The sequence below is a fragment of the Microcoleus sp. AR_TQ3_B6 genome, assembly GCF_036702785.1.
Classification (GTDB): Bacteria; Cyanobacteriota; Cyanobacteriia; order Cyanobacteriales; family Microcoleaceae; genus Microcoleus.
Window position 1 is genome coordinate 1 of sequence record NZ_JAUBVJ010000034.1, and the last position, 12917, is coordinate 12917.

9 protein-coding genes are annotated in these 12917 nt (G+C 48.0%); 7 read left to right on the forward strand and 2 right to left on the reverse strand.

The annotated features are described in order from the left end of the window. The first annotated feature begins 439 nt into the window (after nt 1–439). The 5 genes from nirB to QUB56_RS17350 all read left to right on the forward strand — a co-directional run bounded on the left by nirB (nt 440) and on the right by QUB56_RS17350 (nt 7677). Nucleotides 440–3001, forward strand: a complete 2562-nt coding sequence (gene nirB / locus QUB56_RS17330; RefSeq protein WP_332956768.1) for a nitrite reductase large subunit NirB — start codon at nt 440–442, stop codon at nt 2999–3001. Between the two features lie 198 nt (nt 3002–3199). Beyond that, on the forward strand, nt 3200–3559 hold the full coding sequence (gene nirD / locus QUB56_RS17335; RefSeq protein WP_332956770.1) for a nitrite reductase small subunit NirD: 360 nt from the start codon (nt 3200–3202) through the stop codon (nt 3557–3559). Nucleotides 3560–3744: 185 nt separating this feature from the next. Further along, nucleotides 3745–5871: a HEAT repeat domain-containing protein gene (locus QUB56_RS17340; RefSeq protein ID WP_332956772.1), complete on the forward strand. Its 2127-nt coding sequence runs from the start codon at nt 3745–3747 to the stop codon at nt 5869–5871. Nucleotides 5872–6235: 364 nt separating this feature from the next. Then, complete coding sequence (locus QUB56_RS17345; protein ID WP_332956858.1) at nt 6236–6355, forward strand: patatin-like phospholipase family protein; 120 nt, start codon at nt 6236–6238, stop codon at nt 6353–6355. Nucleotides 6356–6603: 248 nt separating this feature from the next. After that, nucleotides 6604–7677, forward strand: coding sequence for a patatin-like phospholipase family protein (locus QUB56_RS17350; protein WP_332956773.1), 1074 nt, complete (start codon nt 6604–6606; stop codon nt 7675–7677). Between the two features lie 249 nt (nt 7678–7926). On the opposite strand, the gene QUB56_RS17355 is transcribed toward QUB56_RS17350, so the two are convergent. Together QUB56_RS17355 and QUB56_RS17360 are read right to left on the reverse strand one after the other, a co-directional pair. Next, a complete protein-coding gene (locus QUB56_RS17355; protein ID WP_332956775.1) occupies nt 7927–9627 on the reverse strand; it encodes a pentapeptide repeat-containing protein in 1701 nt (566 codons plus the stop codon). Between the two features lie 287 nt (nt 9628–9914). After that, nucleotides 9915–10331 carry a hypothetical protein gene (locus tag QUB56_RS17360; RefSeq protein WP_332956859.1) on the reverse strand — a complete coding sequence of 139 codons (417 nt, stop codon included), beginning with the start codon at nt 10329–10331 and terminating at the stop codon, nt 9915–9917. Nucleotides 10332–10586: 255 nt separating this feature from the next. Between QUB56_RS17360 and QUB56_RS17365 the strand changes: the two genes are divergently transcribed. Then, complete coding sequence (locus QUB56_RS17365) at nt 10587–12356, forward strand: S8 family peptidase (protein WP_332956860.1); 1770 nt, start codon at nt 10587–10589, stop codon at nt 12354–12356. After that, nucleotides 12353–12574 carry a hypothetical protein gene (locus QUB56_RS17370; protein WP_332956777.1) on the forward strand — a complete coding sequence of 74 codons (222 nt, stop codon included), beginning with the start codon at nt 12353–12355 and terminating at the stop codon, nt 12572–12574. Before QUB56_RS17365 ends, QUB56_RS17370 begins: the two co-directional genes overlap by 4 nt. The last annotated feature ends 343 nt before the right edge of the window (nt 12575–12917 follow it).

Consider the following 12917-nt stretch of genomic DNA (forward strand, 5'->3'; position numbering starts at 1 on the left):
TTTTTATTGTGGGTGGGGCGTCCCGCCCGTCATTTTTGGACGGGCGGGACGCCCATCCCACAATAATAATTAAAATTGTAAGTTATTTAATTCGCGCTCCTTAACTGTAGAGTAAATCTAAAATCCAAAATCCAAAATCCAAAATCGACTGACGCACCCGAATTAACTGTAGAGTAAATCTCAAATCTCAAATCTCAAATCTAAAATCGACTGACGCACCCGAATTAACTGTAGAGTAAATCTAAAATCTCAAGTCTAAAATCTAAAATCTAAAATCTAAAATCTAAAATCGGTCGATCGCACATCATGCAAAAATGCAATCGGCAGTATTCGACTATTGCATAAATATCCCTGTTTTGTATATATCAGTACAAAACTTTACAATAAAGTCTTATATTAATAAACTCAAGGACTGATAAACGGGATGAAAGAGATTCTAATGACAGCCAAAAAAAACCTCATTGTAATCGGCAATGGCATGGTAGGTCACAAGTTCCTAGAGTTAATGGTGAGCTCGGATGCTACCAAACACTGGAATTTAATTACTTTCTGTGAAGAACCGCGCGTTGCTTACGATCGCGTAAACCTCAGCGGATTTTTCTCTGGCAAAACAGCGGGAGATTTATCTTTAGTTGCACCGGGATTTTATCACGAAAATGACATTAAGATTCACATCGGCGATAAAGCAGTTGCCATCAATCGGGAACAAAAAATAGTTTCTTCAGCCAACGGTTTAGAAGTTCCCTACGACAAAATTGTTCTCGCGACCGGTTCCTATCCATTTGTCCCACCAATTAAAGGCAAAGACGCTACAGGCACTTTTGTTTACCGGACAATTGACGACCTGGAGGCGATGTCAGATTATGCTAAAAATTGCCGAATTGGTGTAGTAATTGGCGGCGGTTTGTTAGGTCTAGAATGTGCTAACGCGCTGCAAAATATGGGCTTAAAAACTCACGTGGTTGAGTTTGCTTCGCGGCTGATGCCCGTGCAAGTTGACGAAATTGGCGGTGCAATTCTCCGCAGCAAAATAGAAGAGTTGGGGGTTTCGGTTCACACCAGCAAATCTACAACAGAAATTGTTAGCGAAGATGGCAAAGTTACTAAAATGCTGTTTGCTGACGGTTCGGAATTGGCAACAGATATGATTGTCTTTTCGGCTGGCATTCGCCCCCGCGACGAAATTGCCAGAAGTTGCGGTATAGAAGTAGGTGAACGCGGCGGCATTGTGATTAACGATAGCTGCCAAACCTCGGATCCTGACATTTATGCGATCGGAGAATGCGCGCTTTATCAAAATCGCATCTACGGCTTAGTTGCGCCTGGGTATACAATGGCAAGCGTAGCAGCGGATATTTTGAGCAGTGCAGCGGATGACAGGAAAGATGCCTGCACTAGCACTTTTACAGGTGCGGATATGTCCACTAAACTCAAACTTTTGGGAGTGGATGTTGCTAGTTTTGGTGATGCTTTTGCCAAGTCTCCCGATGCTAAAGAAATTGCTGTTACTGACACCTTCCAAGGCATTTACAAAAAATTAGTTTTAAATCAAGATGGCAGCCGGATTCTAGGCGGGATTCTCGTTGGAGATGCTTCTGCTTACGGCACTTTGCTGCAATTCATGCAAAATGAAATTGCTCTGCCGCCGCATCCTGAAGATTTGTTAATGCCACCGCGATCGGGGGCAGCACCTGCTGGCTTGGGTGTGGACAGCTTGCCGGATTCGGCTCAAATTTGTTCTTGCAATAATGTCAGTAAAGGGCAGATTTGTGAAGCGATTCGCGATCGCAATTTAACCGATGTTGCCAGCGTCAAGAAATGCACTCAAGCTGGTACGGGCTGCGGGGGGTGCGTTCCTTTGGTGACAGATATCTTCAAGTCTGAGATGAAGAAAGCCGGGTTTACCCTCAAAAATCACCTCTGCGAACATTTTGAATATTCCCGTCAAGAATTGTACCATTTAGTGCGCTCTCAAGAGATTAAAACCTTTGATGAATTGATTGAAAGACACGGCCAAGGTAAGGGTTGCGAAATTTGCAAGCCTGCTGTTGCTTCGATACTGGCTTCTACTTGGAATGATCATATTTTAGACAAGCCTCACGTCGGTTTGCAAGATACTAACGATTACTTTTTGGCAAATATTCAGCGCGACGGTACTTATTCGGTGGTGCCGCGAGTGCCCGGTGGAGAAATTACGCCGGATAAGTTGATTGTTTTGGGAGAAGTTGCTAGGGATTTTGGGCTTTATACTAAGATTACTGGCGGGCAACGGATTGATTTGTTTGGAGCTCGCGTGGATCAGTTGCCGCATATTTGGCGTCGGTTGATTGATGCGGGATTTGAGTCGGGACACGCTTACGGTAAGGCTCTGCGTACTGTAAAATCTTGTGTGGGTAGCACTTGGTGCCGCTTTGGGGTGCAGGATTCTACGAGTTTGGCGATCGAAGTTGAATTGCGGTATCGCGGTTTGCGATCGCCCCACAAGCTCAAATCTGCTGTCTCTGGCTGCACTCGCGAATGCGCGGAAGCTCAAAGCAAAGATTTTGGGATCATTGCTACGGAAAACGGCTGGAATTTGTACGTGTGCGGCAACGGGGGAATTAAGCCGCAGCACGCGGTTTTGCTGGCTGCGGATATCGATAAGGAAACTTTGATTAAGTATATCGATCGCTTTTTGATTTTCTACATCCGCACGGCAGACAGATTGGAACGCACTGCTACTTGGTTTAACAAGCTTGAGGGCGGGATTGAATACTTGAAACAGGTGATAATTGAGGATTCTCTAGGTATTTGTGCTGAGCTGGAAGCGCAGATGGAACATCTAGTGAATACTTATCAATGCGAGTGGAAAACGACCATTGAAGACCCACAAAAGGTGCAGCGGTTCCAGCATTTTGTGAATTCCGATTTGCCCGATCCGAGTATTGTTCGTGTTCCGGAACGAGGACAAACGCGGCCTGCTTATGAATACGAAAAGACTCTGGCGGGAGTTTCCGAATAACCCCTCCCCACCCCTCCCCTTGAACCAGGAGAGGGAGCAAGATAACCCCTCCCCAGCCCTTCCCTTAATCTCGTTCCCAGGCTCTGCCGGGGAATGAATTCCCGGAGGCTCTGCCTCCTCGAACCCTGAGGCTATGCCTCGAAACCTACGTTAAGAGCCGGAGACTGGAAGATTAAAGTAAATTAACAGGAAAAGAAGATGGTTCAATCATTACAAGTTTCGGATACTGTGACTACTTGGGTAGATGTGTGTTCTCTGGATGCGATCGCCCCGAATACCGGAGTTTGCGCTTTAGTTGCAGGGGAACAAGTGGCGATTTTCCGAGTGGGAAACGGGGATGAAGTTTATGCCATCAGCAATTACGATCCGTTTAGCAAGGCTTTTGTGTTGTCCCGGGGACTCGTGGGCTCGCGCAGCGGCACTTTGAAAGTTGCTTCTCCGATTTACAAGCAAAATTTTAGCTTGGCTACGGGCCAGTGTTTGGACGATGAAACGGTAAAAATTCCGACTTTTACGGTTCGGGTTGCTGCCGATCGCGTCCAAGTAGCTGTTAGCTAGATTCAGCGGCTTAATTGTTCCATCGCCATCCGCCACCACCTCACATTCCTGTGGGTGATGGCGGATTTTACATTGGGGTGCTCCAGAGTCAATATTTTTGATCTAAAATAGAGTCCATCGGCTCCCTACTCCCGGCTCGCTCAAAAAACTATAAACTAATACCGGAGCTGATGCGAGGATTTTCAATGCAAACAAGCTCCAGGGGGCAGGATATCGGTATGTTATTAAAAAAACTTGTTGCGGAACATAATCCCCAGACAGTGGCAGAGTTAATCCACGCACAACTCAAAATCGGTGAACTGACTTGGGGCGAGCTCAACACACAAGTTTTCTGCCAGCACTGGCGGGACGAATCATTGCACGAAGTCCTTAGAGAAATTGCAGCTAAGCTGGACAAAGCAACAGCCAGCGAAATTATAGAATATCTGACAGATCAAAACGGTCAAGAAAAAAAATTTATTAATTTGTTTTTAGCAGCGGAATGCTTGTTAAAAGTTAAAAATGGCGTTAAGAAAACAACAGAAAAAAAACTGTTAAAGGCTTTAAAAAAGTTATCGCAATACGGCACGGGTTTCCTGATTCTTTATCAAAGCGCTCAAGAATTGCAGGAAACTTATCAAATTCGCGAGCAATCGATCGCGACGATCGCCCAAACTTGGAAAAATGACCCGCAAACCCTGCCCTGGCTGAAAATACTCGCTCACTCCAGCGACAGCGGGGAAATCCGAGCCACAGCAGTCGAAGCAATAGCCCGCGGTTGGCCAGACTCGCCAGAAATTTACCTGATGCTCAAAAACCTCGCCTTGGGCGATCGAAGCTGGGCAGTGCGATCGACCTGTGTCCGAGAAATCGCTTCGGGTTGGCCCGACACCAAGGATACCTTGCCGCTGCTGAGAGCCCTGGCGAAGTCCGATCGCAGTCCCGCAGTCCGCACCGCAGCACTGGAACAGTTAGCCTCTCATTGGCCCGATCGAACAGATACCTTGCCGCTGCTGAGAACCGCCGCCGAATCCGACGAAAATTTGGGAGTGCGAGTCAGTGCGTGGCAAGAAATAGCCAGACGTTGGCACAGCGTTTCAGGCACGGCGTCCCTGCTCAAAAACCTTGCCCAAACAGGAAGTTCTATCCTGCGAACAGTAGCGGTGCGGGAGTTGGCAGCGGGCTGGCCCGGCGCGGCCGACGTTTGCCTGCTGCTCAAAAGCCTAGCCGAATCCGACAGCAGCAAAGAAGTGCGGACAGCAGCCTTAGAAGAATTGGCCAGGCGCTGGCCGGGCGAACCAGACATTTACCCGCTGCTGAAAACTAAAGCCGAGTCCGACGCGAGTTCGACCGTCCGGCGGGCAGCAGTGCAAGCAATTGCCTCTGCCTGGCCCTTGAACCCGGAAACTCTGACTTTTTTGACAAATATAGCAGCGGGCGATCGCGACGCCGAACTGCGAGAAATCGCCCTGCAAGAGCTCGCCGCAGGTTGGCCCGACCACCCAGAAACCCTGCCCCTGCTGCAAAAAATAGCTGATTCCGAGGATTACTGGACGGTGCGGCAAGTAGTAGTGCAAGCAGTCGCCGCACTGCCGTCACCGAGTCTCGAAGTCTTTGCCTGGTTCCAAAAACTCGCCCAGTCAGACAGACACCTCAACGTCCGAGAAACTGCCGTGGAAGAGATAGCAAGACGCTGGTCAGACCGGCCCGAGACCCTGCCTTTCTTCAAAAGCCTGGTCGAGTCGGAGCACGATTCTCACCTGCTGAGTATGCTGGTGCGGGCGATCGTGCGGGGGTGGCCCGACGACCCGGGAACCTTGCCTTGGCTGAAAATTCAGCTTGATTCATCTGAAGCGCTGGTGCGGCAAGCGGCGGTGCAGGAACTCGCTCACAACTGGCCTTTGGGTGCTGAAACTTCGATGCTGCTTACGGCTAAAGCAGAGGGCGATAGGAGTCCGGCCGTCAGGCAAATGGCTTTGCAAAAGTTAGCCCGGGGGTGGACAAATGAGTCTCAAACTTTCGAGTGGCTGAAAATTAGAGCTCAAAAGGATGAAGATTCGCAGGTGCGGGCGATCGCCCTGGTAGAGTTAATCCGGGGATGGAAAGATGAACCGGGAATGTTTGAGTTTTTGCGCGATCGAGCTTTGAGCGATGTTGACACTCAAAACGGTTCTTTTGCTTACAATCCCAGATTTACAGCGCTCGAAGCGATTATCGAACATTATCCCGAAAATCCGGGAGTTGTGCCGTTGTTGCGATCGCTTTCCGTTTCCGACACCGACGAGCAAATTCGGGCTTTAGCGGGCCGCCGGCTCAAAAGCGAAGAATGGTAAGCCGAAACAATCTATTAGAACTCTGGGAAAATTAATGATGCGAGCTCTTCCACCCTTGCTAAAGAGTTAGCGTGCGATCGCTTTTTGGCGCGGATTAATAATAAGATTCTGGCGACTTACGAAGGGGTGGCGCTTGAGAAATAAGAGGGCGCATATTGCTGATGCTGTGAATTCTCGCCCTTGGTCACAGGGAATTAACTAGGGTGACGACATCTGTTCTTTGATATCTGCTGCGGGTATCTTGACGATAACTTTGGGTGTTGTTATGATGAGCGGTATGAGTTTGTTTTAGTTGAGTTGACAATTTAAGCAATCTCTAAAATTACCTGTGATGGGTACTAAATTCAAGAGAAGAATTCTCTGAATTGATGGTGGTGGTATTCGGGGTATGATTCCTGCGATGGTTCTCAAGCACATTGAAGAGCGCACAGGAAAACGAATAGCAACAATGTTTGATTTTATTGCAGGCACTTCAACTTGCTGAGGCTGTGAATTCTCGCCCTTGGCCGCAGGGAATTAACTAGGGTTTTGATTTTATTGCAGGCACTTCAACTTGCTGAGGCTGTGAATTCTCGCCCTCGGTCACAGGGAATTAACTAGGGTGAGGACATCTGTTCTTTGATATCTGCTGCGGTTATCTGAACGATGACTTTGGGTGTTGCTATGCTCGTGGTGTATGAGTTTGTTTTAGTTGAGTTGACAATTTAAGCAATCTACAAAGGAGTACATATTATGGCTACTAAATTCAAGAGAAGAATTCTCTCAATTGATGGTGGTGGTATTCGGGGTATCATTCCTGCGATGGTTCTCAACTACATTGAAGAGCGCACAAGACAACGAATAGCAACACTGTTTGATTTTATTGCAGGCACTTCAACAGGAGGAATTTTAGCACTGGGTTTAACTAAAAAAAACTCAGACTCTAGCATCAATCGTGAGCCCGAGTATACCGCTGCCGAACTTGTAAATTTCTATCGCAAATATGGAAAAAAGATTTTTACTGAGAATGTGCCGCTATCTATGGATGATTTGGTACAACCCAAGTTAAACCCAAAAGGTAGACAAGAAGTTTTAACGGCGCTTCTAGGTGAAGCTAAGCTTGAAGACGCAATCAAAGAAATTTTGATTACGGCCTATGATATCGAACTGAGAACACCAGTTTTTTTTACAAGCAATCGGACAGCAGAAGACATCGATAGTTATGATAGCCGCAAAATATGTACGGGATTCAAAATGGTTGAGGCAGCAATGGCAACTTCTGCTGCACCGACCTTCTTTCCGCCCTACAAACTCGAAACAGTACATCGTACTCCAGAGGGATATTACGCTTTGGTAGACGGCGGAGTTTTTGCAAATAATCCTGCCTCACTGGCAATGATGGAGGCGATGATTTCTTACAAGAGAGAAAATAATGGTGAAGAACTACACCGTAAGGATACCCTTGTTGTTTCTTTGGGTACTGGCTCACTAACTAGACAATATAAGTATAGAGAGGTGAAAGATTGGGGACAACTCAAATGGGTAGGTCCCTTACTTAACGTTGTTCTAGATGGTCAAAGCGAAGCTGTTGCTTATCAGCTTAGTAAGCTAATGGTTGAAGAAGAACACAGAAACTACTATCGTTTTCAAACTCCCTTGAGTAGCGATAATGAGCACGATCACATGGACAACGCAAGTCCTGCTAATATTGAGTACCTAGAGGAGCGAGGTAAAAAACTTATAGAACAGCGTCAGGAAACATTGGATAAGTTGTGTAAGCTTTTGAAGGACGACACTGAACTATATTCTAAGGAACCGGACCGTTAAATCGAGATAGGGTTGGAGGATTTTTAATGGGGGTAAGATTTTGTGTTTATTCATTCCCACAAAAGGGCACCGCTTCCCCCATTACCTAACACCGATCGCAATCGGAATCCGTTTTCTCCCACCTGAGCAACTGTTCCCGAAAAGCCTGGTCTTGCTTGGCAGTAATGCCCGATCGCTTTCCGTTTCCGACGCACAAGAGCAAGTACGGGCCTTAGCGGGTCGCCGGCTTCAAGAGTTAACGATTAACTGTTAATAATCGATCAAAAGGGCGATCGCAAACCGCACCGCTTCCCCGATCATCGAACAGCGAACGTGATCCGACGCCGTTTTCTCCCACGCGATCAACTGTTCCCGAAACACCAAGTCTTGCTTCGCCTGCTGCACGATCGCCTGACTGATGACTTTTTTTTGAATCTGCTCTGTCGCGATACCTTGCTGCTTCAAATAATCCAACAGCCGCTGCACGCTTTCGGAGAGTTTTTCCGGCGTTTTAGACATCAAAATCAACGAAATGTGGCGCACCATTCGCTGGTAGATTTCCTGTCTTCTGAGCAACACTTGATTGTGAGTCGGCTGCGTACTATTACTAGCAACAGCCAAGTCTAGCAAACTCAAAATTTCAGCGTCCTTGGCTAAAACCTTTTCCAACATATCTGGATAAAGCTCCAAAATGCGATCGCCCAAAATCTTGCCATTCACCAAACGGTTCGCGCTCAGCCTCAGTAAATTTTGTTTTCCCGCCGATTCAAAAAATTGAACGTTCAACTTAAGAGCGTAGCTTTCCAACTCGACCCGACGCACCGTAAAAACCAAAGCCTCCCAATTAGGATATCCAGCCAAACACACATTTACAATAGAACTGTCCTCTTGATACTGCCCCCCCAATTCCCCCGACTCAAAATCGCGATCGACCGGAAAGCGATTTGCCGCAACCTTCGCAGTATAATCAAACTGAGTAAAAACATAGCGGCAGTCAACTCTCGAAAGATCGACATCTTGAACTTGCCAATTGTGAATGCAGCAACCCGTAAGCTGCGCCCCTTCCAAATTCGTCCGAATCAAACGGCACTCAATCAAACAAGCTTCTCTTAAATCCGCCTCACCCAAAATAGCATCCATCAAATAAGCGCCGCTCAAATCAGCTTTCCGCAAATCAGCACTGCGCAAATTAGCTTCGCTCAAATCCCCGCGCAGCAAATACACTCCTTCCATATTAGCTCGCAGCAAAAGCGCCTTCTTAAAACTCGCTTTCAATAAATAAGAACCCGCCAGATTAGCTCGACTCAAATCAGCGTGATCCAGCACCGCCTCAGTCAAATCCGCCCCCGCCAGCACTGCCCTGTGCAACTCAGCGCCCGTCAGATTTGCCCATCGCATTTGAGCGCCGTTGAGGTCAGCTTCAATCAAATTTACACCGATTAAAATTGCCGATCGCAAATTCGCTTCCACCAAATGCGCTTCCCGCAAATTAGCACCCGTTAAATTAGCACCAACAAGACTGGCGCCGTTGAGATTCGCCTCCATCAATTCCGCCGCCATCAACTTCGCGCCGTCGAGTTTAGCCCCAGCCAAATTAATTTTGTCAGATTTAACTCCTTGAAGATTAGCACCGCCCAAATCCGCTTCCGGCAATGCGGCCCAATTGAGTTCTGCTGCTTCCAAACAAGCAAGGCGCAAATCCGCTTTAGCAAGATTTGCCCCGCTCAAATTTGCCACGCTCAGATTCGCCCCAGCCATCCCCGCACTGCGGAGATCCGCGCGCCGCAAACAAGCCCCAATTAACTTGGCATTGCTCAAAAAAGACCAACTCAAATTAGCACCGGTCAAGTTAGCACCAGTGAGGTCTATTTCTCGCAGGTTGATACCGCTTAAACTAGCGCCGCTGAGGTCAATGTGACTAAAGTTACGCTCTCCCTGTTGATAGCGCTGTAAAAATTCTTGTGTTTGCATTCCGCAGGTTTGGGGGCTAGCAATTTAGCTATTTTAGGACGCGCTGGGCAAGAACTTTAACTGTAAGGTACGCACGTATCGCTAGCGGGCTAGGCACAGGGACACTATCCGTACTACTTACTGCAAGAACTCAAGTCCTCCAGGTGATGCGTGCGCACTTTACCCCTATAGATGGCCGTTCAAAGGATTTGTTGCGTAAGTTCTATTCCCACTACCAACTTTACAGACTTTTGTCACTTACAGTAGCAGAGTTCGTATCTGATATGCTGCCCCGCCGGAGACTGCTTTTACCTAAAGCGCTGCAATTCTTGCTGCAAGTACTTTCCCCATTTAGTCGCTAGAGGAATTTCTGTAAAAGGAACCTGCACCGCTGCAGCATCTTTCAACAAAAATTCGAGGGCGATTCGACTTCCAGAATTCGGCGGCGACTCCAAATCAACTGCCTGAGAGTTGACTAACAACCGTAGCGACTGCACGTCTTTTAAAGAAAAAGTTTGCAAATTCACCGGTCCGCGGCGAGTAGGTTTTCCCCAAGTTAAACGGTCTTCTTGCTGACCTAGTACAGCATAAATATCGTACTTGGCTTTAGCAAATTGTTCGGCCCAGACGCGATACGCTTCCAGCTTTTGATACTCGTTCCATCCAGCCCAAGCCAGCCCAATAAAAATTGCCAGCAGCGGCAGCCACATTAAACCTCTTTCCATGCAATACCCTTGTTGAAAATAGTCGCTTGTTTTGTTTGTCATCTTCTCCAATGATACAATTGATTGAACCCCTAAAACTTGCTCGGCAATTTCAACTAGAAATTAGAGCAATTTTCGCTCGAGCAACAGCCACCGCCGAAAACAAGCAAAGTCCCGCTTGGGAGAGATCCACAAGCAGCAGCAAGGAAAACTGGCGATCGCGGTGAAAATTGGGTTATTGTGGTGAACAAGCCTTCCCTAAACGGACGATCGGCAATGAAAAAGTTTTTCCTTCTGTGCTTATTTTTAATCGGGCTCGGCTGGGCGATTTCTAATTTCCCAGGACTTGCTACTCAAGGCTCTTACGACTCGATTGTGCTGGATTTCCGCGAAGATTTGGGCGCTGCTGAGATTGCGAAAGAAGTAAATGCGATCGCCAAACAGTACCAAGTCGCACCGCAACTCAACAGCGAATTCTCAGCGGGCGACAATGTATATGTAGTTAAGGGCGATCGCACTTTGCTAAACGCCCTGAAAAAATCAAATTTGGCTAAAGATACCGAATACATAGAACCCAACTACGTCTACAGCGCTTTTGAGATTCCCAATGACCCGATGTATACCAAGCAGTGGAATCTCCGCAGCATCAACGTAGAATCGGCCTGGAACGAAACCAAAGGCAGCGGCACAACAGTAGCGATAATTGACACGGGCATTACTCCAGTCGCTGACTTAAAAGAAACCAAATTTGTACCGGGCTACGACTTTGTAAACGATCGCGCCGAAGCCTACGACGACAACGGCCACGGCACTCACGTCGCCGGTACAGTCGCCCAATCAACTAACAACAATTATGGCGTTGCCGGCATCGCCTACGAAGCAGCTTTAATGCCGCTAAAAGTGTTAAGCGGCAGCGGTGGCGGCACGGTTTCCGACATCGCCGAAGCGATCAAATTTGCTGCTGACAACGGCGCAGATGTCATCAACATGAGTCTCGGCGGCGGCGGCGAAAGTCAGTTAATGTCCGAGGCGATCGACTACGCCCACTCTAAAGGCGTTGTCATCATCGCAGCAGCCGGCAACTCCGGCGAGAGTTCCGCTTCCTATCCCGCCCGCTATCCCCACGTCATCGGCGTTTCCGCCCTCGGCCCCGACGACGAAAAAGCCTCTTACTCGAATTTCGGCGCAGGGGTTGACATTGCAGCCCCGGGCGGTTCTGAAATGGGCAAGATCCTGCAAAGTACGATCGACCCGGAAACCGGCGCCGAAGTCTTTGAAGGCTACCAAGGCACTAGCATGGCTTCTCCCCACGTTGCAGCCGTTGCAGCCCTTGTCAAGGCCTCCGGCATCACAGAACCAGACTCGATTCGCAGCATACTCTTGCAGTCCTCGCGAACAGTCGCTGAAGATCCGTTAAACCATTTTGGTTCAGGACACCTAGACGCAGCCGCAGCAGTTCAGCTAGCCCAGCGCGGACAAATCAACTTCCGCGATTTCTTCCGCTGGCTGCGCGACAACGGCTATCTCAACCCCCGCTTTTGGATTGACGGCGGTGCAGTCGCCCTGTTGCCTAAGATTGGAATGGTGCTCGGTTCTTACCTGCTGGCTTTCTTTTTGCGGAATTATTTCCCCTTCGCCTGGACTTGGGGCTTTTCCGGCGGTTTGATTGCTGGCAGTTCTGGGTTCTTTTTCCTGCGCAACTTGTTTGTATTTGATTTGCCGCAGTGGCCGCTGCGGGTGATGGGCAGTTCTATTCCCGAACTCGGCGGCGCAATTAATGGCAGCAGTATGCTGAATCCCTTTTTTGCTAGCGTTTTGATTCCTGGGATTTTGATTGCTTTGCTATTGGGACACCGACAGTGGAAGTGGATCGCGATCGCAATTTCGATCGGTTGTGCCAGCAGTTTAGCAGTGAATGCTTTTGTGTCTCCCGCAGTTTGGGGATTGGGAAATGGTTTAGTAGCACAAACCTTCTTGATTGTCAATGCTTTGCTGTGTTTCGGATTGGCGCGTTTGGCGATTAAGACAGAGGTGCAGTCAGCATGAGTATTACTGTCAAAGGCGAAATTGAACGTAAAGGATTAGGCCCGGGAACTTGGGCTTTGGTTGGCCAAGATGGGGAAACTTACGAACTTAAGGATGCTCCTTCTGAGTTGAAAAAAGCTGGTTTGAAAGTCAGTGTTAAAGGTGAAGTCCGCAAGGATGTGATGACTTTTGCTATGATCGGACCGGTTCTTGAGGTGCAGTCTTTTGAGGAGTTGTAGGTCGATCGACTAATCCAGCTTTCGAGCCAAAAAAACCCCGGCCAAAATTGGCTGGGGTTTATTAATCAGGGTGCATCTACTAATCTAATCTCCCGCCAGAGAACACCTCTTTCAGGACACTTTGGCACAATAGGGCAGAATTTGTAGCGAACCAGTGCGATCGACAAAAAAAACCCGGCCAAAATTGGTCGGGAGTTAATTAATCAGGGTGCATCTACTAATCTAATCTCCCGCCAGAGAACACCTCTTTCAGGACACTTTGGCAGAATAGGGCAGAATTTGTAGCGAACCAGTGCGATCGACAAAAAAAACCCGGCCAAAATTGGTCGGGAGTTAATTAATC